The sequence below is a fragment of the Pelotomaculum isophthalicicum JI genome (genome assembly GCF_029478095.1).
GTDB classification, from domain to species: domain Bacteria; phylum Bacillota; class Desulfotomaculia; order Desulfotomaculales; family Pelotomaculaceae; genus Pelotomaculum_D; species Pelotomaculum_D isophthalicicum.
In genome coordinates, this window is the sequence record NZ_JAKOAV010000033.1 from 12,819 (window position 1) to 37,616 (window position 24,798).

Here is a 24,798-nt window from a genome sequence, read left to right on the forward strand (position 1 = left end):
GATAGTTGGGTAAACCATGATGTAGATGCCGGATTTAGCCAGGAGCGATTTGAACAGGAAAATTCATCGGAAGATTCGTAAAAGTCATCGGTTATTTTGCCCGGCGGCAACACCATTAGCAAAGGAAGTGATATCATTTTGCGCTTCAGAAAATTAATTATTGGTTTGTTAACCGCGGCGCTGCTCTGCCTAGGTGGGACCTTCGCTCTGGCGGGTAGCGCCGTAACAGCCGCGGCCGGCGGCGCTACCCCGGAGATGCAGGCGAAAATGGCCTCCGTCCAAGTGCCCTTCTTGCCAAACGAGGGCCAGATTAAAGACGAGCGAGTTAAGTTTTACGCCGGCACTTTCGCTGGAACCGTCTTTGTCACTAATGACGGCCTAACTTACGCCTTGCCCAAAGGTGAAGACGGTGGCTGGGCGGTAAGAGAGGAGTTTGCCGGGGCCAGGGCGCTGGCGCCGGCCCCGGTGGGAGAACCGGGCGCCTCCGTCAACTACTACCTCGGCGACGACAGCGGCAAGTGGCGGACCAACCTGCCGTCTTACGGCATGATCACCCTGGGCGAGGTTTACGACAAGATCAGCGTGAACCTTAAAGCTCACGGCGACAACGTGGAGAAAATCTTTACCGTGGCCCCCGGCGGCGACCCTGCCGCCATCGCGGTTAAAGTTACCGGCGCGGACAAGCTCACCGTCAATGACCGGGGCGAGCTGGAGCTGTCCACAAAATTAGGCACGGTCGAAATGACCCGCCCGTCCGCCTACCAGGAAATCGGCGGGCAGCGCGTTGAAGTTAATGTCGCTTACGTGGTAAACGGCGGCAGTTACGGCTTTGAACTAGGCGAGTATAACCGCGCCTGTCCCCTGGTGATCGACCCGCTGCTGGGTTCCACCTTCCTGGGCGGCAGCGGGGCGGAAACGGGCTACTGCATCGCCCTGGACAAGTACGGGTACGTCTACGTGGCGGGCACCACCAAGTCGCCGACCTTCCCGGGCGCGTCGCAGGGTTTCGGGAATACACAAATAGACACCGCCAACGGTGACATGTTCGTGGCCAAAATGAGCCCCGACCTCACCCGGCTCCTCGCGGCCACCTATCTGGGCGGGAGCGCTGCCGATTCAATTAATAATACCGGCAATTGCCTGGCGGTCGCCCCGTCGGGCGAAGTCTACCTGACCGGGTACACCATGTCGCCCGACTTTCCCCACCCGGGCGGGGCATATCAAGGTTACGTTGACACGCATTCATCCAGCGACATTTTCGTTGCCAGGCTGAGCGGCGACCTCTCCCAGCTCAAGTCTGCCACCTATTTGGGGGGCGCTGACAATGACCGGCCAAACGCCATTGGTATAGACAGCCAGGGCAACGTCTTCGTGGCCGGGACAACGTACATGGACGGGAATTTACCCACCACCTCCAGCGCCTACCAGCAGGCGCACAAAGCAACCACCGCGATTACCGACGGGTTCATCTCCAAGTTTAGCCCCGACCTGTCCGAACTACGCGCCTCCACCTACCTGGGCGGCGCGGCCGCAACTACCATATATTGCATGTCCATCGACAGCAGCGACAATGTCTACGTGGCAGGAAATACTGTATATAACGCGTCAAAAAACTTGCCGGTCACCCCGGGCGCTTATAACCAGGTAAAAAACACAAATGCCAACCTCCAGAGTTTTGTATCCGAGTTGGATAACAATCTGGCCAACCTCCTGGCCTCCACCTACCTCGGCACCGGTAGCGGCGGCGAAACCCTCGTTTCAATTGCCCTGGGCAAGGACGCCGGCGGGAACACGGTGGTATACGCCGGCGGATATACGACAGAAACTGATTTTGTCTCCGCCGGCCCTGGCTACGCCTCAGCCTACCAGACGGGCAGCAACGGCGTCAATGAGATGTTCATCGCCGAGCTGAACGGCGGCCTGACCCAGCGGCTCGCCGCGACCTATCTCGGCACGAGCGTCGCCGATACACTGAGGAAAATAGTTTTGGATTCCGGTGGCAATTTATATATTGAAGGTACTTCTTCGAGTCCTAGTTCCTACCCGTGCTCTGCTGGGGCCTACAGCACGGCTAGAAACGGCACCAGCGGCACCGACATCGTCATCAGCAGGATGAAGGGCGACCTGACCAGGACGGCCAGCGACCCGTCAGGCCTGCTCGCCTCCACATACTTCGGGGGGGCCAACAGCAATGATACACCCTATGACATGACGCTGGACGCCTGGGGCAACGTCTACCTGACCGGGTTGCCCGCCGCCAGCGGCTTCCCGATTACTACCGGCGCATGCCAACCTTCGCTTAGCGGCGCCAGTGACGCCTTCGTTGCCAAGTTCACCGGGGACCTGACTCATGACGGTCCTGCCGACACCACCGCGCCCGTCTGGGTTGACGGAGGTTCGCTGACCGTTTCCAACGTGACTTACAGCGGGCTCACCCTGACCTGGACTCCCGCCTCGGATAACGTGGGGGTGACCGGCTATCAGATTTACCAGGACGGCGCGGTGGCCTATACCGTGAGCAGCGCGACGTATACGCAGGCGGGCGGCCTGGTGCAATACAACCTCACTGGCCTGAACAGCAGCGCCACTTACAACTTCAGGGTGGAAGCCGTCGACGCCGGCAACAACTGGAGCACCGGCGGGCCGACAGCCAATGCCTCGACCCCGGCCGAGCCCGATACCACCCCACCTTACTGGACTAACGGCAGCTTGACGCCTTCCGGCATTACCAAAAACAGTGTGTCCCTGACCTGGTCTGACGCCCAGGATAACGTGGGAGTGGCGGGCTACCAGATCATCGGCAGCGGTAGCGTTGTCGCTACCGTCTACGGGGACACGACATATAACATCACCGGCCTGACTGCAAGCACTCCATACACTTTCCGAGTGCAGGCGTTCGACGCGTTGGGCAATTATAGCACCGACGGTCCCAGCGTTGACGTCACCACAGCAGCGGACGTCGATATAGTGCCGCCCTTCTGGCCGATTGATGGCAAACTTTCGTATGTTTCTCTTTCCGACACAAGTATTCGCATCAGCTGGCCCGCTGCCACAGACAACGGGAGTGGTTTGGCCGGTTACAAGATCATTATGGCCACCGCTACGAATAATGGAGTGCCTGTTGACCCGGTGATCACCAACGTTGACGACGCATCCATTACAAAATATACCTTCACCGGCCTGACCACCGGCCAGGGTTACTATTGCAAAATCGAAGCTTTCGACAGGGTCGGCAATGTAAGTGCCAATGGTCCATCCAGCACGATCTCGCCTGGAGCAGGCACATACCTTTCCTGCGCCTACCTGACCACCATCAGCGGCACTCCCCCGTCATCCACCACCAGAGTTGCCATTGAGGGGAATAGCGGTGTGCCGCTAAGGCCCACGATTAAGCTGATCTTTTCCAATAACGTGGTCAACGACGGTGTTTGGGATAACAGCACCTATTCCAACAAGAACTGCATCAGCCTGCAGATTGCTTCCGGTGAAAATGCTGGACAAAGTGTGCCTGTTAACGTGTTCAGGATACCGGACCTTGAAACGGCCAGTACGCCGAAAGACACGATTAATTTCCAAGAAAGAAACAATATTTTCGTATCTCCCTTAAATGATCTGACGCCCGGCGTACAGTATAAAATCATTATCAGCGGTAATCTAATAGCCAAAAATACTGATCGCGGCCCCATGGGATACGAACGCGACATCCTCTTTACTACGGCACCCGCTGTTACCGGCGACGTGACCGTCGCCGCCGGCAGTAAAGACTTGCTGATCACCGGCGGCACACCTTCCGGTACTACGGTGACGGTTCCCGGCAGCGTTACGGACGCGACGATTAACGTATCGGCGTTTTTGGGCGCCCCGGCGGGTGGTACGGTAACGACCAGCGCGCTGCCGGCGGTTACGATAAATGCCAACACCACAATTAACGCGAGTCCGGTACAGGTACAAATCCCGGCTGGAGTTACAATCAGCGCTCCTGCGTCCTGGGACGGCACCATCAACGTGCCCACCGTCAAGCCCAACAACTCCGTGGCGGTGACGGCCGACCAAGGCAGGACCGCGACGGTGAATGCCGCCGTCGAGATCGGTTTCGGAGATATTCCGCTGACCTTCGATAATGCAGTTAAGATAATCATTCCCGGACAGGCTAGGAAAGACGCCGGATACGTCAGGGGCATCACCTTTACCAAGATCAGCACGGTCATGGCCGAGAACACGCAAGCCGCCGGAGATGCGCTGCCGGCCGGCGGGGACGGCAAAATTGACGACGGCTCAGATCTCGTGATCTGGACCAAGCACTTCACCCGGTTCGTCACATATACCCAAACCAACTCCGATAGCGGCAGCAGTACTGACACAGGTCCTCCCACCTGGCCGAGCGGCAGCACTTTAACCGGTGAGAAGGTCGGCTCCGATGTGGACCTCAGCTGGACTCCAGCCGTTGATGACATGGGTATAATCGGCTACAAGATTTATATGGACGGAGGCAAGATCGCAGAAGTAGGCAGCAGCCCCAGGCTCTATAAAGTCACCAATGTCCAGGGGCCGCATACGTTCAAGGTGGAGGCGGGCGACAACGCCGGCCACTGGAGCACGGACGGCCCGGAAAAATATGTGACCGGGACGGGCGATAAACCGCTGAATTTTGTAAGCGCCCTGACCACTCTCACCGGCAGTACCTCCAGCTTCACCGATGAGATTGAAGGGAAATCTAACGTACCAGTCAAGCCCGTGATCAGACTCGTCTTTGACAAGAACGTTACTACCGAGTTAATCTGGCCCGCCAACGAGCAGTGTTTTACCATGCAGGACAGCAATGGTGTTAGCGTACAAATCAGCGTTACTCATGTAAGAAATGATGTTAACTTTGATGAAAGACAGCACGTGTATATCACCCCGGTAAGTAACCTTACCCCAGGTAAGACGTACAAAATCATCATCAGCAAGAATCTGGTCGCCAACAACGGCAACACCTTGGGCAGCGACGTGACCATCAACTTCACCGTTGCGGGAGGTACCTCACCTCCCGACGATATCCCTGTTCTCGACCCCGACGCCCCCGTCTACACCACCGGCAGCGGTTCGGTTGACCCGGCCCTCGGGGCGGCGGTGGGCCTGGGTGATAAAGCCAGAGTGATCATACCTAAAAACGCACTTAAAGAAACATCTTCAGTTACAGTAACCGTCAAGGAGGTGACCTCGCCCCCGGCGGCTCCTTCCGGCTTCAAGATCGCCGGCAAGGTTTACGAGTTCACCGTAGGCGACCAGTCCACCTATACTTTTAATTCCAACGTCGCCATCACCCTGAGCTTTGACCCGGCGGCCATCGGTCCAGACGAAACAGCGGCCGTGTATTACTACGACGAGTCACAGAAAAATTGGGTCAGCCTCGGCGGCACGATAACCGGCAATACCGTTACCGTACAGGTGAACCACTTCACCAAATTCGCCGTGTTCGCCGTGAAGAAGACGGAAGTTCCCGTGGTCGCGCCGGGCACCCTGACCGACATCGCCGGCCACTGGGCCGAAGCCAATATCAGGAAACTGGTGGAACTGGGTGCGGTCAGCGGCTACCCCAACGGCACCTTCAAGCCGGACAACACCATCACCAGGGCCGAGTTCGCCACCGTGCTGGTGAAGGCCTTCAAGCTCGACCTCAGGAACGGCAGGGTGTTTCAAGACACCGCCGCGCACTGGGCCAAGGACTACATTTCCACGGCGGCTGTCTTCGGCATTGTCAGTGGCTACGAGGACGGCAGCTTCGGACCGGACGACCTGATCACCCGCGAGCAGATGACCGTGATGATTGTCAAGGCCGCGAAGCCGGAAGCGGTGAATGAGGAAGCCACGTTCGCGGACAGCGATGGCATCTCTGTCTGGGCCAAGTCCGCTGTCGCCACGGCGGTCAAGTACGGGATCATGAAGGGTTATCCGGATAACACCTTCCAGCCCCAGGGCAGTGCCAAAAGGGCCGAGGCCGTGACGGTGATAGTCAACGCCCTACGCCTGCAGATCCACTGAGCACAGGCAGGCGGCGCTGAGGCCGGATTGAATTAAAATGCAGGCAGAGGGAATCCTTACGGGTTCCCTCTGCTTTAAAGTTTTCAGACTTATTATAAATAATAACACTTTTTCTAGGATTATGACTATCCATACCGTGACAACTCGTTTAAGAATGGATAAAATATAATCAACAATGATGAAGAACGAGGTGACCACAGTGACTCAACAGTATTGTGCCCGTTTGATCCCCGAAAATGATGGCCGTTGGACAGTCGAGGTTCCGGCCCTTCCCGGATGTGTAACGTGGGGTAACACGAGGGAGGAAGCATTAGAGCGTATCAAAGAGGCCGTAGAACTATATTTAGAAGTGCTAAAAGAAGAGGGGAAACCCATCCCTGCTGACAAAAGCATTTTTACAAAAATAGAGGTAGCCATATGAGCCACCTTCCCCAAATTACCGGCCTGGAGCTTATCCGGGCTTTACAACGGATTGGGTTCTATGTGCATAGAAAGAAGGGCAGTCACCGTTTTCTATATCATCGAGAAGATCACTCACGGCTAGCAATTGTGGCTGTGCATAAAGGAGAGACCATTCCACCTGGTACTCTCACTACAATATTGCGTACAGCCAAAATTACTTTAGATGAACTAAGAAATAATATATAAAATCACATCTATTAACAACTGGCCGGTAACGGCTGCAAAAGAATAAAAATATGCCCCGGTTCATGGTAATAAGCATAGTATGGGGGAAAAGGGAAATGAGATTGAAAATGAGATTCAAACCACTGATTGTTGTTTTATGCACCATTATAATGCTTTTGCAGGGCGCGGTGTTCGGCCTGGCTGCCTTCGCTGAAGGCGGCAAAGGCACCGGCGGCGGCACCGGGGGCGGTAAAAACCTGCCGCTCATTACCGAGTGCGGCGTGTATAGTTACGACCCCGGCAGCAACACCACCCCGCCCGGCCCTATTGGAGAAAAACTCACCGCGGCGCCCTGGAAGCTCACCCGGGTGCCTTATGTCTTTGACGAAAATGTGGCCATCGGGATCAAATTTGCCACCAACGTCGCGGTGGACGCCCGCTTTAGCAAAAACCAAAACGTATTTCAACTGCTGGACGCCTCCAATAAAAGCGTCGGCATCAAAGTCAGCCGGGCGGGCGACGGCACTCCTTCGGACAAAAATAGAAACTACCTCTTTGTGGCGCCCCAGTTTCCTTTGCAGCCGTCCAGTTCTTACAAGATTATCGTCGGCCCGGCCCTGACCAGCAACAACGGCATGTCGGCGGGCGTGCAGCAGGAAGTGGATTTTACCACCGCTTCCGGTAAACCGGCGCCCGCCCCCGCCAATTCCACCACCGGCTCGGCCATGGTTAACCCGGCGGGCGGCGGGACGGTGGGCTTGGGTGGTGATGCCAAGGTGGTGATCCCCGCCAACGCGCTTAACGGCGCCGATCCTGTGGCAGTTAGCGTGCGCAAGGCGGACACGCCCCCGGCGGCTCCTGCGGATGCCAAAAAGGCCGGTGACGTATTCGAGTGCACGGTGGGGGGGAAATCCGCTTACACCTTTGCCAAGAATGTCACCCTGACCCTCGGCTTCAACCCGGCAGTGGTTGACGCGGGTGAAAGCCCGGCTATTTTCGCCTACGATGAGGCGGCTGGCAAGTGGGTCAACCTCGGCGGCGCCGTGGCAGGCTCAGATATCTCCGCGCAGGTGAACCACTTTGCCAAGTTCGCCGTGTTTGCCGTGGCGAAGGCGTCCAGTCCGGGAACCTTCAGCGATACCGCCGGCAACTGGGCGGAAGCAAGCATCAAGAAACTGGTGGAATTGAAGGTGACCAGCGGCTACCCCGACGGCAGCTTTAAGCCCGATGCCACCATTACCAGGGCGGAATTCGCCACCATGCTGGTAAAAGCGTTCAACCTGGCGCCCCAAAGCGGCAAAATTTTCAGCGATACAAGGAATCACTGGGCCAAAGACAACATCGCCACGGCAGTGTCCCACGGGATTGCTGGCGGTTACGACGAAGATACCTTCGGGCCGGACGACCTAATCACCCGCGAGCAGATGGCCGCGATGATCGTCAAGGCCGCCAGGCTTACCACGCTATATTCCCAGGGAACATCCTTCGCGGACAGCGCGGACATTTCTCCCTGGGCCACCGGGGATGTGGCCGTGGCGGTACGAAACGGCGTGATTAGCGGGTATCCTGGCAATACCTTCCTGCCGCAGGGCCAGGCTACCAGGGCCGAGGCGGCCACAGTGATCATGAACGCCCTCAAGCTGCCCAGATAAGCAGAACGATATTGATAAAAAAAATTGCAAACTGGCAGGAAATTGTTTGTTGGTGTTGAATAAGTATATTGTGTGAAAGAATCTCCGAGCTTGGCATACCTAAGCAAACAAGGTACGGTAGCCAAGCCGTTAGGGTACGGATGGGAAACCCCCGTACCTCCCGGTGCGGAAAGGAGGAGTTTTTAGAAAGAAAGCTTTGTCCTTTTTTACAGCGGGCAAAGCTTTTATTTTTACTCAGGAATTCTTTATACTACTCTCCGAGCCTAAAGACCTAAAGCTTTTGAGCCATGGTTTTCGGCCGGCAGGGCGTACCGGGAAACCAGTATACCTTCCATTGCGAGAAGGAGAGTTTTGACCTGGCTGCTGTGCCGGGCAAACTTTGTATTTTCGCAAAGCTTGCCCGGCATTGCTTTTTAGCGGGGTTGAGATAAATAATTCAAAAAGGGGTGAAGAGTTTACTATCATGGATACAAGGGAAGTGTTATCAAAAAGCATGGAGGAAACGGGTGGGGCAAAATGTTTTCCAGGAGACAACAGCATTAACGCGACCGTGGTTTTCGCCACATCCTGTTCGTTTTACAAGGATGATGTTGAAGAGGAAATCTACCTGGAAGGCGTGCTGACCTGCTACAACTGCCGCTACCGCAGGTGGACGCGCCCCGGATTCAGTTGTTTCAAGAACTTTCCGGTTATGCTCTGACACTTAATAATTATTTACATGTCGAATGAATTAAAACATATAAGTATTAATTAGAATGACTTTTGATAATATGCAATGATTGCAGCGTATTCGTATAATACGAACGGAAGAGGGAGGTTTTTCGGTAAAGTGCGAATAATTGTGTGTATTGACGACACCGACAATATCGACAGCGACTGGGGAACAGGAGAACTGGCGGCTAAAATATCGGAGACCATGGAAGAACTGGGGTGGGGAAAGAGCTACGGGGTGACCCGGCACCAGTTGCTTGTACACCCTGACATCCCGTACACATCCCACAATAGTTCAATGTGTTTTGAAGCCGAAATAGCTGAACCTTATCTTGATGTTCTAATCGATTTCGCTTCAGATTTTTTGTCTCAGGAAAGCGCTGAAGGATCGGACCCCGGCCTGTGCGTTGCCGTGCCTGAACGGTTAAGCAAGCCCGGGCTCCTGATCGATTTTGGCCGCAAAGCCAAGGAAACCGTTGTAAGCAAACAGGAAGCTTATAATCTTGCCCAACAGCTTGGGATACACCTGTCTGAGCACGGCGGCGACGGCCAAGGCGTGATCGGGGCGCTGGCCGGGGCGGGACTGCGCCTGAGCGGCAACGACGGCCGCTTGAGGGGTAAACTTAAAATAAAAAATGCAAGCGGCGTGATCAGCGTCCGCGACATCATCTCCCAAACCTGTGTTGACGTGGTGAGAGTTCTTGATGGGGCGGCGCTGAATAATGATGAGACGGTCAGGCTGGGGAAGACGGTAAAGCCTGTTTTGCTGGAAGGCAAGTTTGTACTGTTTGTATTCCCCGCCGGCGCGGAAGAGAAAATAGACGCCCTGTGGCAAACATGTACCAAAGAGCAGTTAAGAAAATATTAATATGCTGATATATTCCGCCAAGCGGCGCGGTCTAACCCGCGGTCCTGAATGTTATCGTCACAGCTTGGCCGGAAGTGCTCTGGCCGAGAGTTTCGCCGGCCAATGACATCAGCCCCGGTGAAATGCTCAATGTGTAAGTTGTGCCTGGAGTAAGAGGATTTACAGGTTCGATATAAATATATTGTCTTAAGGAAAAATCAACGGTGTCATCAACCTTTGTAACATTTAAAGGAACATTTTCATTGCGTTGAGAGACGAGAGTGAAGCTTTTTACGTTATTCTCCCAGACCTTGCTGTTTACAACATTCTTATCAAATCTCAGGGTAAACTTTGGTTTTACGGGTACATTTGAGGCTCCCCGGACATCCCTGCCGCCTTCGGTTATTGAAATGAAATGCAACGGCTTTCGACCCGGCGCTCCCGGCATTTCTTTACCGGCGCCGGCGGGAAAAGGACTTGTCGCCGGACCCGGCGCCGGTATGTTGATTACCTGTCCCGGGAAAATAAGGCCCGGGTCCGCTAACTGAGGATTGGCCGCGATCAAGGCGTCCAGGGTTACGCCGTATTTTTGAGCGATAAGAAATAAGGTTTCTCCCGCTTGCACAGTGTAATTCAAGATAAAACCCCCTTGCCGGATTGTTAAATGTTGTAATATTTTATGGCAAGGGTTCTAAATAGGTTACTATAACGAAACTGCGGCCTTACTTTAAGGTGAAAAAATTACCCAAAGCTGTGCGGGGTTTGACGGAAAAAGAAAAAGGGACAAACCTCTTAAACGTTTGGATGTCCCCGATGAATGTTCCTAAGAATGTATTCTGTTTACTTGTCTTTGTATATGATGGTACCCACATATTCACCGTTTAAAGCTCTGGTGATGTTGCCTTCTTTGAGGCCGTTGACAATTTGAATTTGTTTCATGTTCTGGGAACGGGTGAGCAGCTCCAGCACAACCCTTTCCACGACCAGGTCGTCCTGGTCCCTGTCCAGCAACTCTTTAGCGCCAATCTTTGGAATGAATTCGGCATCCGGATCTACTTTCGGATTGTTCGCATACAAACCGTCAACGTCTTTAATCAGAATGCAATGCCTGGCTCCAATCACCTCAGCAAGTAAAAACGTCCCGACATCGGTGCGGTTGCTGGGAATGCGGCCTTCCTCCGGCGGGTGCTCCCAGTACCCATACGGCGGCATGCCGTGAATCACCGGAATGCAGCCCTGGTTAAAATAGGCGCCCAGTTTTGGAATGTCGTCGTGTCCGACCTTGATCCCCCCGTGAGGCAGCAGCAGCATGCTTATCATCAGGGCATTTTGCTCGGATATGCTCTGGCCCAGCTTTGATATTATCCCTGTTGGCATACCCAGTTCCATGGCGATGGCGTAAGCGTGCCTGGAGCGGGTTCCACCACCGGTCGCGATGATCATTTTGTGTTTGCCGGCGTTTTCGACAATCTCTTTTATAATCGGCAGGACTGATTTAGCCCCCATGTCGGTAATACTCTGGCCGCCGATTTTAAGCACATTCACGTCGGGCAAGATTTTAAACGGTTCCCTGTACTCCAGACTTTTTAAAAATGTCTTGCCCACGAGGGTCTCGCCCATCAGCTTGCTTTTGACATGCAGCCTTTTACTATCCTTTTCACGGATCAGAGCCATATTCTAACCTTCTTTTTTATTCATTGTCGTCGTCATCGAGGTCATCATCTTCCTTGTTGTCTTTCCCGGCCTTCAGGTATACAACGTCAGCCCCTATGACGCCGGCGATCTCTTCTATTTCCATTTTCCTGATATGCTTTGCCTTGATCTTTAGATCCACGCCCGCCACGGCCACCACAAAATAACGCGGCTGTTTCTCTTTTTCTCCTACTTTGCGCCGCTCACGAACAAAAATTTTTGCACCTGCCATATTATTCACCTCCACTATTTTGGTGATTATCTTATCAAAATATGAAGAATATTGCAATTTTTTACCGGGGAAACATTTTGTAATCAAAATGAAGTCATTTTTATTAAATAGGAATTATGGTTTGTGCTGTCGAATTGAATTATAGATGCAGGTAAAAAAACATTGCGAGGGGTGAGTTTAAATATCTCAAACGGAAAGCACTGATACTGCGGCAGTTAAAACCCCGCGTAATCGCTTTGATCGTTATGAGTGGGCCGGCGCTTTTGGCGATTTGGGAACATTTATACCTTTTGCAATGGGCTATATCATGATAATGAAGATAGAGCCGCTGGGTTTGTTGGTTACATTCGGCATCCTGTTAATTTGTTCAGGGTTGTATTACCGAACGCCTATTCCTATTCAACCCATGAAAGCGATCGGCAGCGCCGCAATCACCCAGGCGGCCGCCATCACACCGGGTATGGTCTGGGGGGCCGGAATTTTTACCGGTATATTCTGGCTGGCCATGGGACTGACGGGGACTCTTGATATTATCTCCCGAATGGTTACCAAACCGGTTGTCAGGGGTATCGTTTTAGGCTTGGGCCTGTCCTTTATCATGGAAGGTATCAAAATGATGAAGTCCGATTTTATCGTGGCTGTTATCGCTCTGGCAATTACTTTTATGCTGCTTGCCGGCAGGCGAATCCCCGCCATGTTTGTCTTAATCATCTTTGGATTAATTGCCGCTCTGGTAAGGAATCCTGAGCTTTTTAAGGAATTGTCCGGTATCCATTTTGATTTCCAACTGCCCCACTTTGTATTAGGACAAATCACATGGACTGACTTCGTAAAGGGCACGCTCATTTTGGGCATTCCCCAGGCGCCGTTAACCCTCGGTAACGCTGTTATTGCCATAACAGCTGAAAATAACAGGTTGTTTCCTGAACGGCCTGTCACCGAAAAGAAAATTGCTGTTTCCCAGGGGATTCTAAACCTCATTTCCCCGTTATTTGGGGGTATCCCCATGTGCCACGGGGCCGGGGGCATGGCCGGACACGTTCGTTTCGGCGCCCGGACCGGCGGGGCTTTGATAATCGTGGGTGTTTTTTTATTGATAACAGGACTATGTTTCAGCAGTTCGGTATTGTTAATATTTAAAATTTTTCCTTTGAGCGTACTGGGTGTAATTTTATTTTTCGCCGGCTTGGAGCTGGCTGCTTCAGCCCGTGATGTGGGCAGGGAAAAGAGTGATTATTATACGTTGTTGGCAACAGCCGGATTTGCCATTTGGAATATGGGCGCCGGCTTCATAGCGGGAATAATAATACAAGAACTGTTTAAGAGAAAGGTGTTTAAGGTATAGGGTTTCAGTAACAGTGCACAACACAATTGGTATATCGGATAAAGAAGAATTGGCTTCATCTGCGAGTAATCTTGAGAAAGTTGCAGAGGCCGTTTAAGGCGCCTGGTTATATAACAAAGGGGGAGAAGCGGAAATAAAGTCACATGGGCATCGTTCCCCCCCCAGTGCTGCCACATTCAATTATTAATCATGAAAAACAGGTGAGCGTTTTTCAAAAAAAGCTTTAACACCTTCCTTGACATCTTCACCCTTACATAATTTACCCAATAATTCCGCTTCGACAGCTAAACCATCACGTAAAGAAAGCTGTTTGCCAAGTTTAACAGCCTGTTTTATCGCCTGTATTCCTAACTGCCTTTTAGACGCTATTTTTTCAGTTAGTTTGATTGCTTCATTCAGAACCTGCCCTTGGGGGACCACCCGATTGATCATCCCTATCCGGCAGGCTTCCCCGGCAGTAATTAATTCTCCGGTATATAGCATTCCGTACGCATTACACAAGGGAACCATTCGGGATATCCGCTGAGTTCCTCCAAAACCTGGCATAACACCAAGGTTTATTTCTGGAAATCCGAGGCGAGCGTTGATATCGGCTAAGCGAATGTCACAAGCCAATGCCAGCTCGCTTCCCCCGCCAAGCGCCGGACCGTTAATAGCAGCTATGGTTGGAATGGGTAAATCCGCGATTTTTTGCATTATACTCTGACCACGGTGCATAAAATTTCGCGCGGAAACCTCATCTAATGAAAGAAGTATCTTGATATCTAATCCGGCAATAAAAGCGCCACCTGCCCCGGTTATGATTACGGACTTAATCTCTCTTTCCGCCAAAATATGGTCTAGAGCTTGATCTATAGCATTAAGGGTTTCAATGCTTAGGGCGTTTACTGGTGGATTATCAATAGTCAATATAACAGTGCTGTTAACTTTTTTTAGTCCCACGGGTTTACTGTTTTCACTGAACATATTATCCCTCCAATTAATCATGAAATTAATATAAACACCGACTCCGTTTGAGTATAATTATATCCCTATACAGATTAATGTAAATCCTTAACATTTTTATCAAGAAGGCTTTTTTCAGTATCATTACTGCAAACTTCAACTTCAGTTAACAATATCAAGCATTTTGCCCCCATAAACGCCGATTGGTTCAAAATAAAAATCCCCACCATCAATACTCTATCTTATATAGAAGAGGTGGGGTTTAAATTATGGCTATATTTTTCCGTTGGTCGGTTGCTGCCGATGAGCCGGGTTTAGGCCTGAATGGTAAGGCTAAATGCTTGGCTCACGCTAACCGACGCGTTGTCTGTTACTGTTATCGTAAAGTTCCAGGTGCCCGCGGTAGTTGGGGTGCCGCTGATCGTTCCGTTGCTAGCCAGACTTAACCCCGTGGGAAGGCCTCCGCTGGTTAAGCTGAAGCTGTACGGTGATGTACCGCCGGTGACACCGATACCGGCGTTATATTCGCTATTCACCAGGCCGTTTGCCAGTGCCGTGGTCGTGATGTTGAGCGCCGTTTGGTCGATGGTAAGGCTATATGCTTGGCTCACGCTGACCGATGCGTTGTCTGTTACCGTTATGGTAAAGTTCCAGGTGCCCGCGGTAGTTGGAGTGCCGCTGATCGTTCCGTTGCTGGCCAGACTTAACCCTGCGGGAAGGCTCCCGCTTGTTAAGCTGAAACTATAAGGTGATGTACCGCCAGTGGCACTGATGCCGGTATTATACGCGCTATTCACTTGGCCGTTTGCCAGTGCCGCGGTCGTGATGCTGAGCGCCGTTTGGCCGGGAGTGGTGGGAGTCTGTCCTGCTATTAACTCCTTAATATTTTCCTTAAACTGATCCATCGTCATACCTTGGGCGGCAACGATATCAGAAAATTTTTTGTTGGCCTGCAGGTCGGATTTAAGCTGATCAGTTGTCATTCCCAACGCTTGAGCAACTAGATCAAGACCGTGTCCGTTCACCTTCACCTTGTAATTGTTAAAGTTTCCTTTACGTATTTGACCCTTGTTCTTAAAGAAGCCAAACTTTGACAAAAATCGGTGTTGTTTATCACCTGAAGTAAAGCTCTGGCTGGTAAAACTCTGGCAAAAGTCGTTGTCCGCGGCGCTAAAGTCTGTGTTGTACACGAAAAACCCTTGGTTCATGTTGCTTACAACAGCTTTGGGATTGTTGGAACTGGCAAATGATGCACTGCTAAAAGCCCCTGTCAGGATAACCGCAGCTAAAAGAATAGCACCAACACGCCATTTTTTTGATTTCAACATAAAACCCCTTCTTTCATTTTATATGAATCGGTACACCGATTAATTTTATATTACCACTTAAAAATTATCATTTGGTGTTCATTTTGTGTAAGTATTGTTTATATATTGTGAACTTTTTGTGTGCATTTGTGGGTTAATTGCAAATTATGATCCATGATATACCTTTTTGATTCATTCTTGAATAACAGTGAGGTTGCAAACGTTACGCTGCCTACGTTGCAAACTACGCTAATTATTGTTTGTCCCGGTTGATTTGTTTTTTGTATTTAAGGCTAAATAGAGCTTTCTGGCAATATATGTGATTACAACTAAAACAAAAATAAGGAGCCCGAGCTGTCCTATTTGACTTACCAGCAGAGCGGTCTGCTCCCACGAATCACTAAACCAGTAGCCCAAACCCAAATAAAAACAACTCCACAACAACTCTCCAATGGCGGTTGTCACAAAAAAGATACAAAATTTAAAATCAGTAATCCCGGCAAAAGCATTTACGAAAGTGCCTAAAGCTGACAGGGGAAAACGGGAAATGACAATGGCCGTCTTGCCATATCTGTGATGATAATCTGCAGCTTTTTGCAAACCCGGTTTTAAAAAATTGTTTATCATTGGAAAACGCGACAGAATGTATTTCCCAAGGTTCTGCCAGAGCCAATAGCTCAGAATGTCACCCAATAGGGAAAACAGCCAAATTGCCCCCAGCAATTCAAGCAAGCTGAACTCCCCATAAAAAGCTAAGGCTCCGGAAGCCATCACGATCAGATTGGACCCAAGGGGAATCCCATTGTTTTGGAGTATGAGCAAACTACCTAAAAACCAGAGATTGTACTGCCGGAAAAACTCGATTAATAAAATTATATAGTCATTCATGATCATTGCCTGCCGGGTCTGTTATTTTGAGCAATTGGCGCAAATTTGATTGCATTTCGGAAGGGGATTTATTGTACTTGTTCCTTAGCGCTCTGAGGCTTAGTTTTTCATCACCTTGCTCCGGATTGATTTGGAGTGCCTCAAAAACATCCTTTTCGGACACATTGTATTTTTGAGCTATTTCACTTACTGTCATCCACTTTTGAGTTTGTAAATAGCTGCTTTGCCTGCTTCTATTGTGAGGTAATTCAACTTGATGCAGGTTGTGATAGATTATTGCCGATTGTCTGAATATCAGCAATGTCAGTAAGATTATTAGCCCGATGAGGAGGAAAAACTTTAAACGCCTATTCATTTTCCCCCGGTGCCCCTTTCGTTATAAGATTTAGCATCTGGAATATAGTGATCATTTTAGTCCGTTTGCTCGCATTTATATTGTAACGCAAGTGCCACGACCAAGCCATAACAAGTATTGACTATGAGCCGGCATTCATTTCACAAGGAAACTGTGCTTGTAACAAAGAAAAGCATGTTTTATAATCTGAATAGACAGAAAATTAAATACTTCAAAGGTGTGGACCTGATGGCAAAAGAAACTCATTTGCGTCTGAATCGTCAAACTGTGAAACTAGGGCTGATAAAAGTTACCCAGGACATGTTCCCCGGGGAAACTTTAAAAACCGATTATTCCATTCATGAGGGGGTTTTCTGCAAACTTGCCGGCTCGTCGCTCTCAGAGAGAGAAGTAAAACAGATTGGCATCAAGCTGCAGGAATGGTCTGATTATGACAGTTTGATTCAATTAATTTGCCGGGAAGGAGGGTATTATCACTATAAGGTGGGTAATGCCATTATCAAAGTATTGTATCCGGCGAATAACCGCTCTTCAAAGATTGATAATTTTAGATTAATTCCCTTTTCTTCGGGCTTTATTATTGACTTTACTGAAATAAAGAAAGAAGGAGTAAAACCTTTTACTTTACCCAAAAAGTTGGCCGAGACATATGATAAAACTCGCAAGTGGCTGGATAATCTTAATTTGGAGCTTGTTCCCGACGTGAATGAATATATTGCCTCGGGGCAGAGCCTGGAATTGCTCAGCATAGCGGAAGCCTTGCAGGAAAAGGAAATTTCCGATATTGCCGATATGATTATTCAACAGCGCCGCGCTGTGCGTGTAATCCTCATATCCGGCCCTTCCTCATCAGGAAAAACAACTTTTATGCGCAGGCTTTCCACTCAGTTGCGGGTCAATGGATTAAAGCCGATTCCTCTTTCACTGGACGATTACTATTTAAACCGGGAGCAGACTCCGCGCGATAAAGACGGCAATTATGATTTTGATTCCTTGCAAGCTCTTGATCTTAAACTAATGCAGCAGCATATAAAAGATCTCGTCAAGGGGAAAATTGTAGAAACCCCCATTTTTGATTTTGTATCAGGCTGCCGCACCAACAAAACAAGAACCATGCAACTGGGCCCTGATGAAATTCTCCTGATTGAAGGTATTCACGCATTAAATCCCGGCCTGTTGCCTAACATGAGCAGAAATCTTTTTTTTAAGATCTACATTAGCGCGCTGTTCGAGCTCAATATCGACTTAATGAACAGGGTCCCCACCACGGAGGTTAGGCTGATCCGCAGAATGGTCAGAGATGACCGGTTTAGAGGATATATTCCCGATATCACCTTCTCTCAGTGGGATAGTGTGCGCAAGGGTGAATCCAAGAGTGTCTTTAAATACCAGGAAGAATGCGATGTTATGTTTAATTCGAGTTTGCTTTATGAGCTGAACGTCTTGCGTTCCTTCGCGGAAGCTTCCTTGCAGAAAGTCAATGAAGATTCTCCCCATTATGCGACAAAAGAGCGACTGATGAACCTGTTGTCATTTTTTAAGCCGATGGAATTTTCCAAAGTTCCTTTAAATTCTATCCTTAGAGAATTTATCGGAGGCACTATTTATTCAGATAAAAGTTAATAATAAAACCTTCCCAACGGCGAAGCCGGCGCGGGAAGGCAATTTTGCTTATATCTAAAATATCAACTGTCATAATAAACGGATCTTTGAAACAGTTTATAACGCCAGAACTGCAGATGCCATAGTTCCTTCTGTTTGCGGAGCAACTTTCTCTTTTCTTTATAATTCTTAGCTATCATTGCCTGTTGCTTTAGTTCTTTGAGTTCCTGCATAGTACAGATGAAGGCATCAAATAGTTCCTGGGGTGTCACGGCGCAAACCACCTCACTTAAAACTTGTCAGGTAAATTTGTCCAGCATTAAAAAACTTATTTGTTTAACATCTTGAAAATTAGTTTTGAAAGTATAGCAAGAACTACCGCGATACCAAGAGTTGCCAACATGCTCATGCTATGGAACAAGTACCATAAAAGAAGGTAACCCGTGGATACCACTATGGACGTCAGCATTAGCGGAAAAGCGATCTTCATATAATTAACAAAGCTGATATGCAGCCCTTCTTTTTCGGCTATACCCAAAACGACAACATTTGCCGAGGCGCCTATGGCTGTTCCATTGCCGCCAAGGCAGGCGCCCAACGACAGCGACCACCACAGCAGGTTTAAGTCCGCGATACCTCCCAAACGGCCCATGTCTTGAATGAGCGGGATCATTGTAGCAACAAAAGGAATGTTGTCAACAAAGGCCGAGGCTATGGCGGACAGCCAAAGAATCAGCATAGCGGTGGGCACCATGATGCCACCTGTTACATCCAGTGACCATTTAGCCATTGCTTCAATTACTCCTACCTTCTCTAAAGCCCCAACCACTACGAATAGGCCAACAAAGAAAAAGATAACAGGCCACTCCACCGCATATAAGGCATGCTCCGGGTCACTCATTGTAACCAGAAGCAATAAGCTGGCGCCTGACAGGGCTATAACTGATGATTCAAGGTGTACATATTGGTGCAAGACAAAACCTAGAACGGTTAGGAAAAGTACAATCAGACATTTATTTAAAAGCTTTTGATCCTTTATCTCATCCTTTTCATTAATTTCCATAATATTATCTTTGAGTTCAGGTCTAGCCACCAGTTGTCTTCTATATATGATCTGAATAAAGAAAATGGTCAAAATATATATAACAATTATTACAGGGGTCAGGTTAAAGACAAAGTCCATAAAGCCGAGACCAGTGGCGCTACCAATCATGATGTTCGGCGGGTCGCCAATTAAAGTGGCTGTGCCCCCAATATTGGAGGCGATGATTTCAGAAATCAAGAACGGCAATGGGTTAAGTTCAAGCTGCCTCGCTATGGCAAAGGTAACAGGCACAATTAATAGCACAGTGGTAACATTGTCTAAAAACGCGGATAAGATAGCTGTTATCAAAGACAGGGCGGCGATAATTTTGATCGGTTCCCCTCTTGAACTTTTGGCTGCCTTAATTGCCAAATATTCAAAAATACCGGTTTGCTTGGTGATACCCACAATGATCATCATACCCACCAGCAAGCCAATGGTGTTAAAATCAATAGCTTCAACAATTTGTTCCAGACCTAATATTTTTGTTAAAGCCATTAAACTGGCTCCTACCAAGGCAACCACAGTGCGATGAATTTTTTCTGTAACTATTACCGCGTATGTAATTAAAAAAATTGCCGTAGCAAAAATGACCTGACTACTTTCCGACAAGATCTAACCTCCCTTTCACATATCAATACATCTGAAATATTAAGTTTTATCTTCACCTCCAGGTAAAATTTATATAATTTAACACAATCCTAAAGAAACGCAATAAAAAAGAGGTGGGAACAGTCATATAAGACTATACCCACTCCAGTAAAGTCAATGTCCTTGTCGCCTGGCAATCATGGCATATATACCAGCTTTAGACCCATGGCTTAGCGTCCCCGGTTTTCACACGGGTTTGCCCAACACGATGTTACGATATTATTTTTTTTTATTATATATTTATTGCATGCATAGTACAATATTTTTTTCATGTTTGATGTCCCATCGTTATATATTACCTTGCTGATTTGCAGGTAGCCATAATAATATTTATTTAGCTATAACTCGATTCCGGCCGCTCTGTTTTGCTTCATAAAGAGCTGCGTCTGCCCGTTCAATCAACTCTTCGATGCGTTCGCCCTTTTTGAAGGAAGTCACACCCAGACTGCATGTTTGATGCCCCGCTCCGGGGAACACCGTTTGTTCAACCGCAGCCCTGATTTTTTCCGCCACGACCAGCGCGCCATCGAGCCCGGTTTCCGGCATGGCGATGAGGAATTCCTCTCCACCCCAGCGGCTCAACATATCCGGAGCGCGCACTTGCTTCTTGATGATCTTAACGATGTTGACGAGGAACGCATCTCCGGCAATGTGCCTGTATGTGTCATTCACTTCCTTAAAAAAGTCTATGTCCAAAATAATGATTGAAAACTCTGAACCGTACCGTTCACACCGGTTCTTTTCACTGTTCAATAATTCGCAGGCCTTCACCCTGTTATAGGCCTGAGTCAAGAGATCTGTTTCAGCCAGCCGCCTAGTTTCTTTATTGGCTATTTCCAGTTCATCCGTGACCGCCCTAATGAAGTGGAGCAAACGGGAAATGAACCGGGAATGTTGGTAAGCAAAAAGATCCGCGTCCTCCTGAAACAGCGGCTTCCTATGCCCATTTTGGATTTGCGCGGCTTTCCCGCCGTAATTGCGCTCTTTCATGCCTACCGCCACCATAGTGTAATTGAGATGATTGATGCTGTTCGGGCTGCTGTTTATTTCTCCATGTGTATAGAATCCGGATGTCGGTGCAATATTTTCAAATGGTTTTGTCTCTAACTCCACATCGTTATGCAAGAAAGCTCGCCTGGCGGCACAGCTATAAAGGAAAATAGATTCAGGCTCGAAGGCTGCCAGCAGGCTTTGCACTGCAGCAGCCTGTTCAATAATTGTGTTTGGATCGCCGTAACCGAAGAGAACTGTTTCACCCTTCTTTAAATCAGCAAGGAATAAGATAGCATTTTCCTCGTTGACTGCCATAGCGGGCCTGGCGTACTGCCTGCCATCTCTTTTTACCATCAATGGAAACACTATGGCGTTATGCTGGAAGCTCTTATCATTTTGAATATCCAGATATCGCCGATATATTTTGAAGGCAGGTTGACCGTCGATTTTTTTCACCCAATAGCCGTTCACTTCCGTGATAACCATTTCCTTACCTAACGGATGCCAGCCAAGATAGTTATGTGTTTCAATCTTAATCCCATCTCCCAGAAAAGCAACCGCGACCACACCCTTAAAGGTGTGCCGGGAGTTGCAGAAAATCAGGGCTTTCATTTCTGATACCGGTGATGAATACTCGCCTGCGCCACCGCCGAAAACAGGATAGGCGACTTGAGCATCGGCAAAGCCTGTTAAAAAATCTGACACGTCCATCGTTGTAGTTGTCGTCAGCAACAACACACCCGCTATTTTCGCGCACGTGTTTTCAATATCGGCGCGTAAAGTTTTCCCCAAATCAACTTCTCCGCCGGTTGCGGCGTCCAATATAAAGGCTTTTACGGTTGTTTCTTTAAAAAACGTTATTGAAATGACCGTAGAGTTAGTGAATAGCTGGCCGTTAGCAATCTCTCCCGAGGTAGAAGCGCCGACGATAATCGCCCCCGGCAAATTTTCGTGCAAAATGGTTTCAATGTTCTTAACCCATTGCGGATTTGCTTTTGAGGTGAAGACTTGAATAAAAATTGCAGAGGCATTTTTCGCTAGTGTTTTTATCTTACCGGTATTTACCAAGCCTTTCAAAACATCTAAAGTTCGTATTACAAGTATCCTGGTGATCATATGTGCCTCCGCTACAACGATGATTAAAACTCGTGGCTTTGCGTAGTATCCTTTCAGGTAGTTTGCCAAATATTTAATTAGTGTGATGGATTAAAATCCCATGTTGCAATATTCTTTATTTTTTGATTATATTAGACTTTAGTCCTATAGTTCAATAGGACTAAAGTCCTTTTGGCGAAACTGGGGAAACTTGGAGCGAATGTATTATTAGTATGTTGTAGCTGTTCCAACTTGGATTTTGAGTAGAGAAATCATAAATATTTACAGGTAAAAAAGATTATAATTATGAAATAGGTTATGGGGTGTCTGCGGATTTAAAGAAAGCTTCCAGAGCTGATTTGGACAGGATGTTTGAATCTGGGAATTTTTTAGAAAAATATTAGGAAGCAGTGAGTTTTGTTTATCTCATCCTTCGTAACGGGGGTTATGGGGGTCGCGCATTAGCGATACGATTGCCGCGATGGTAATTTTTATAGATAATTCTGGATAACAGTAAAGTAAGAAAGGGCAATGAGAGTCAATAAAAGAGTTAATGGAAAACCCACTTTGAAATAGTCAAGGAATTTTATTTGAATTCCCTCATGCTTAGCAGTTTCAATAACTATAAGGTTAGCAACAGACCCTGTCACCGTAAGGTTGCCCGCTAGGGTACTGAAAACCCCCAGACCTATCCACCAGAAACTTACATCTGAAGGGATAAAAGACTTAAGTAACATTACAGCTGGAACATTACTAAATATATTGGAAAGCGCTATCGTTAAGATGGAAAAAACCCTAAAGCTCTTAAAGCTGAAGATTTCCATAATACGATTCATAAGCCCACTTTGTTCCACACCGCCCATCACAACAAATAAACCAATAAACATAACTAATAAGTTAAAATCAATTCCAGCATAAATTTTATCGGGTTTAAGTCTCCGTGTTACCAGAAGGTATGCCGCCCCAAGACTGGCTATGATAGCTGGTTCCTTGCTGACAATAAAACCCGCCAGAATACCCAATGTTACTACTAGGCTTTTCCCCAACAGATATCGGTGGTAACCCTTTCTTAGGGGTTCACCGCCAGTCAAATCCCCTTCAAGAAGGTCTCTGTAAAACCAGCTTATTACTAAATAGTTGATTAATAGCCCTACTACCGCCAATGGAAATGCAATAACAATATAGGAGAAAAAAGATACATTTGATATGCTCCCGATTAGAATGTTTTGCGGATTTCCCAGCAACGTTCCGGCGCTTCCGATATTGGAGGCTGTCGCCACTGCCATTAAGTAAGGTAAAGGAGGAATCTTCTCTTTTTTGCATATTATAATGACGATGGGGGTTAAAATCAGGCAAACTATGTCATTAATAAAAAATGCGGATAATAGTCCGCTTGTAATAACTACCCCAAAAAGAAATCCCTTCCGGGTTTTTAAGTTCTTTATCAAGTAATTACCTATAAACCGGAAGAACCCAGCCGATTTGAGACTGGTAGTTACGATCATCATGGAAAAAAGCAGAATTATGGTCCTAAAGTCCACCGATTGAACGGCTTGGTTGAAAGTGAGTACCCCGGTGGCCATAATTAGTGCTCCGCCGATAATAGCGGCCCCAGCCCGATCAACCCGAAAGATAGGAATTTTCCCTATTCCAAAGACTATCAAAGTTGCTACGAGAATTATTCCTGATACAATCATCATTCTGTCAGATTACCAGACTTTCTGTCTTGTTTCAATTAATATTCGTCGAAAATGGTTCCACAACTCCTAGCTTATATTAAGTATTTGCCGATTATGCGCTCAGTTGCACGGCCACCAAATAGTATTTTGCCATCCAGGGTGATTAATTTCACAATATTAAACTCCATTCCTGTGTTCCCTTGCTCAATTGATGTACCAGTGCCATCCCAGAGCTTGTTTTTAATCATATAATAGCCAAATGCGCTGTTGCCTGATCCAGTGGCGGGGTCCTCCAAATATCCGAATCGGGGAGCAAAAACCCTGGTGTGAGCTATATTTTGTGTGCTTTGTACCTCTTTGGTAAATATCAGAATAATATCAATGTCATGGTCTAAACAAAAATTTTTAAGTTGTTGTTCATGCGGATAAACATTAACTTCATCTTTAAGTGCAGTAAGAGGCACGATTAATGTTCTTAATCCGGCATCTATTATATCTATCGGATACTGATTGCAAATCTGTTCCGATCTCAATTTCAAATTTTGTGCTATAATTTCTGATGGTAGATCTGTGCCAATATGTTTAGGTTCGGGAGCGGTGATAAATACCGCATCCTGTTCGGAAATCCGGTTATAAACTATCAGGTTACCCTTATTATTTGTTTCTATAACTAGCTCGCTTTTTTCCATTAATTCAGCGATGCTCTTAATAAGGCTGTACATGCATGCAATAGTGCCATGCCCGCAGAAATCTACTTCACATTCGGACGAATAATAAATCAATTTATAGTCAGCAGACGAAGATTCGCTGCAGTATATAACTTCTGAAACAAAGCCCTTGTGCTGTCTGGCGATTGCCAGCATCTGATCTGTACTCAGAGTTTGACCGTTTCCCAAATAAATGCATGCCGCTGGATTGCCCAGCGACTTTTCCGATGTAAAATGTTGCCGCTCAGTTTCCCTATCGGGAAATGAATAGTTTTTTCTTGCCAAAGGGGGCGGTAATCTGAGACAATAATTGACGTGTGCAGCCGGAGGTTGCGCCGACAATCATTATGTCAGGAGCAGCG

At 48.1% G+C, this 24,798-nt stretch carries 20 protein-coding genes and 3 riboswitches; of the genes, 8 read left to right on the forward strand and 12 right to left on the reverse strand.

The features are described from left to right. Nucleotides 1–138: 138 nt before the first annotated feature. From L7E55_RS14370 to L7E55_RS14390, 6 genes are all read left to right on the forward strand, one after another. Complete coding sequence (locus L7E55_RS14370; protein ID WP_277444997.1) at nt 139–6,024, forward strand: DUF7948 domain-containing protein; 5,886 nt, start codon at nt 139–141, stop codon at nt 6,022–6,024. Between the two features lie 199 nt (nt 6,025–6,223). Beyond that, on the forward strand, nt 6,224–6,445 hold the full coding sequence (locus L7E55_RS14375; RefSeq protein ID WP_277444998.1) for a type II toxin-antitoxin system HicB family antitoxin: 222 nt from the start codon (nt 6,224–6,226) through the stop codon (nt 6,443–6,445). Continuing rightward, nucleotides 6,442–6,672, forward strand: coding sequence for a type II toxin-antitoxin system HicA family toxin (locus L7E55_RS17780; protein ID WP_420852054.1), 231 nt, complete (start codon nt 6,442–6,444; stop codon nt 6,670–6,672). The genes L7E55_RS14375 and L7E55_RS17780 overlap by 4 nt, the downstream gene beginning before the upstream one ends. A gap of 95 nt (nt 6,673–6,767) precedes the next feature. After that, nucleotides 6,768–8,303: an S-layer homology domain-containing protein gene (locus L7E55_RS14380; protein WP_277444999.1), complete on the forward strand. Its 1,536-nt coding sequence runs from the start codon at nt 6,768–6,770 to the stop codon at nt 8,301–8,303. Between the two features lie 70 nt (nt 8,304–8,373). Continuing rightward, nucleotides 8,374–8,495, forward strand: a riboswitch (molybdenum cofactor riboswitch). 51 nt (nt 8,496–8,546) lie between these two features. Further along, nucleotides 8,547–8,666, forward strand: a riboswitch (molybdenum cofactor riboswitch). Nucleotides 8,667–8,682: 16 nt separating this feature from the next. After that, a complete protein-coding gene (locus tag L7E55_RS14385; protein WP_277445000.1) occupies nt 8,683–9,003 on the forward strand; it encodes a hypothetical protein in 321 nt (106 codons plus the stop codon). Nucleotides 9,004–9,132: 129 nt separating this feature from the next. After that, nucleotides 9,133–9,882, forward strand: coding sequence for a hypothetical protein (locus tag L7E55_RS14390; protein ID WP_277445001.1), 750 nt, complete (start codon nt 9,133–9,135; stop codon nt 9,880–9,882). 31 nt (nt 9,883–9,913) lie between these two features. On the opposite strand, the gene L7E55_RS14395 is transcribed toward L7E55_RS14390, so the two are convergent. The 3 genes from L7E55_RS14395 to L7E55_RS14405 all read right to left on the reverse strand — a co-directional run bounded on the left by L7E55_RS14395 (nt 9,914) and on the right by L7E55_RS14405 (nt 11,785). Further along, nucleotides 9,914–10,498, reverse strand: coding sequence for a LysM peptidoglycan-binding domain-containing protein (locus L7E55_RS14395; RefSeq protein WP_277445002.1), 585 nt, complete (start codon nt 10,496–10,498; stop codon nt 9,914–9,916). 203 nt (nt 10,499–10,701) lie between these two features. After that, nucleotides 10,702–11,535 (reverse strand): amino acid kinase family protein, encoded by an 834-nt coding sequence (locus L7E55_RS14400; protein ID WP_277445003.1) that lies wholly within the window; start codon nt 11,533–11,535, stop codon nt 10,702–10,704. Nucleotides 11,536–11,551: 16 nt separating this feature from the next. Then, nucleotides 11,552–11,785: a hypothetical protein gene (locus L7E55_RS14405; protein WP_277445004.1), complete on the reverse strand. Its 234-nt coding sequence runs from the start codon at nt 11,783–11,785 to the stop codon at nt 11,552–11,554. A gap of 181 nt (nt 11,786–11,966) precedes the next feature. Here L7E55_RS14405 and L7E55_RS14410 point away from each other — a divergent pair, with 181 nt between their 5' ends. Beyond that, nucleotides 11,967–13,130 (forward strand): putative sulfate/molybdate transporter, encoded by a 1,164-nt coding sequence (locus L7E55_RS14410; protein WP_277445015.1) that lies wholly within the window; start codon nt 11,967–11,969, stop codon nt 13,128–13,130. A 183-nt stretch (nt 13,131–13,313) separates the two neighbouring features. Here the strand turns inward: L7E55_RS14410 and L7E55_RS14415 are convergent, their stop codons facing one another. From L7E55_RS14415 to L7E55_RS14430, 4 genes are all read right to left on the reverse strand, one after another. Beyond that, nucleotides 13,314–14,096, reverse strand: a complete 783-nt coding sequence (locus L7E55_RS14415) for an enoyl-CoA hydratase/isomerase family protein (protein WP_277445006.1) — start codon at nt 14,094–14,096, stop codon at nt 13,314–13,316. A 293-nt stretch (nt 14,097–14,389) separates the two neighbouring features. Continuing rightward, nucleotides 14,390–15,403 carry a putative Ig domain-containing protein gene (locus L7E55_RS14420; protein WP_277445007.1) on the reverse strand — a complete coding sequence of 338 codons (1,014 nt, stop codon included), beginning with the start codon at nt 15,401–15,403 and terminating at the stop codon, nt 14,390–14,392. 228 nt (nt 15,404–15,631) lie between these two features. Then, entirely contained in the window at nt 15,632–16,270 is a 639-nt protein-coding gene (locus L7E55_RS14425; RefSeq protein WP_277445008.1) for a DedA family protein, read from the reverse strand. Continuing rightward, nucleotides 16,263–16,625: a hypothetical protein gene (locus L7E55_RS14430; RefSeq protein WP_277445009.1), complete on the reverse strand. Its 363-nt coding sequence runs from the start codon at nt 16,623–16,625 to the stop codon at nt 16,263–16,265. Before L7E55_RS14430 ends, L7E55_RS14425 begins: the two co-directional genes overlap by 8 nt. 228 nt (nt 16,626–16,853) lie before the next feature. Between L7E55_RS14430 and L7E55_RS14435 the strand changes: the two genes are divergently transcribed. Continuing rightward, on the forward strand, nt 16,854–18,248 hold the full coding sequence (locus tag L7E55_RS14435; RefSeq protein ID WP_277445010.1) for a uridine kinase family protein: 1,395 nt from the start codon (nt 16,854–16,856) through the stop codon (nt 18,246–18,248). 62 nt (nt 18,249–18,310) lie between these two features. Here L7E55_RS14435 and L7E55_RS14440 read toward each other — a convergent pair whose 3' ends face one another. The 5 genes from L7E55_RS14440 to L7E55_RS14460 form a co-directional block, all read right to left on the reverse strand. Next, nucleotides 18,311–18,499 carry a hypothetical protein gene (locus L7E55_RS14440; RefSeq protein WP_277445011.1) on the reverse strand — a complete coding sequence of 63 codons (189 nt, stop codon included), beginning with the start codon at nt 18,497–18,499 and terminating at the stop codon, nt 18,311–18,313. Nucleotides 18,500–18,555: 56 nt separating this feature from the next. After that, nucleotides 18,556–19,923 (reverse strand): ArsB/NhaD family transporter, encoded by a 1,368-nt coding sequence (locus L7E55_RS14445; protein WP_277445012.1) that lies wholly within the window; start codon nt 19,921–19,923, stop codon nt 18,556–18,558. A 160-nt stretch (nt 19,924–20,083) separates the two neighbouring features. After that, nucleotides 20,084–20,173: riboswitch (cyclic di-GMP riboswitch) on the reverse strand. A 119-nt stretch (nt 20,174–20,292) separates the two neighbouring features. After that, nucleotides 20,293–22,071, reverse strand: coding sequence for a sensor domain-containing diguanylate cyclase (locus L7E55_RS14450; RefSeq protein WP_277445013.1), 1,779 nt, complete (start codon nt 22,069–22,071; stop codon nt 20,293–20,295). 470 nt (nt 22,072–22,541) lie between these two features. Next, a complete protein-coding gene (locus tag L7E55_RS14455; protein ID WP_338091230.1) occupies nt 22,542–23,750 on the reverse strand; it encodes an ArsB/NhaD family transporter in 1,209 nt (402 codons plus the stop codon). Between the two features lie 71 nt (nt 23,751–23,821). Beyond that, nucleotides 23,822–24,721, reverse strand: coding sequence for a PhzF family phenazine biosynthesis protein (locus tag L7E55_RS14460; protein ID WP_277445014.1), 900 nt, complete (start codon nt 24,719–24,721; stop codon nt 23,822–23,824). Nucleotides 24,722–24,798: the final 77 nt, after the last annotated feature.

Excerpts from the sequence above, each read along its gene's own strand:
- L7E55_RS14455 (WP_338091230.1), bottom strand. The coding sequence starts at position 23,750 with ATGATGATTGTATCAGGAATAATTCTCGTAGCAACTTTGATAGTCTTT.
- L7E55_RS14450 (WP_277445013.1), bottom strand. The coding sequence starts at position 22,071 with ATGATCACCAGGATACTTGTAATACGAACTTTAGATGTTTTGAAAGGC.
- L7E55_RS14400 (WP_277445003.1), bottom strand. The coding sequence starts at position 11,535 with ATGGCTCTGATCCGTGAAAAGGATAGTAAAAGGCTGCATGTCAAAAGC.
- L7E55_RS14420 (WP_277445007.1), bottom strand. The coding sequence starts at position 15,403 with ATGTTGAAATCAAAAAAATGGCGTGTTGGTGCTATTCTTTTAGCTGCG.
- L7E55_RS14430 (WP_277445009.1), bottom strand. The coding sequence starts at position 16,625 with ATGAATAGGCGTTTAAAGTTTTTCCTCCTCATCGGGCTAATAATCTTA.
- L7E55_RS14415 (WP_277445006.1), bottom strand. The coding sequence starts at position 14,096 with ATGTTCAGTGAAAACAGTAAACCCGTGGGACTAAAAAAAGTTAACAGC.
- L7E55_RS14405 (WP_277445004.1), bottom strand. The coding sequence starts at position 11,785 with ATGGCAGGTGCAAAAATTTTTGTTCGTGAGCGGCGCAAAGTAGGAGAA.
- L7E55_RS14425 (WP_277445008.1), bottom strand. The coding sequence starts at position 16,270 with ATGAATGACTATATAATTTTATTAATCGAGTTTTTCCGGCAGTACAAT.
- L7E55_RS14380 (WP_277444999.1), top strand. The coding sequence starts at position 6,768 with ATGAGATTGAAAATGAGATTCAAACCACTGATTGTTGTTTTATGCACC.
- L7E55_RS17780 (WP_420852054.1), top strand. The coding sequence starts at position 6,442 with ATGAGCCACCTTCCCCAAATTACCGGCCTGGAGCTTATCCGGGCTTTA.
- L7E55_RS14435 (WP_277445010.1), top strand. The coding sequence starts at position 16,854 with ATGGCAAAAGAAACTCATTTGCGTCTGAATCGTCAAACTGTGAAACTA.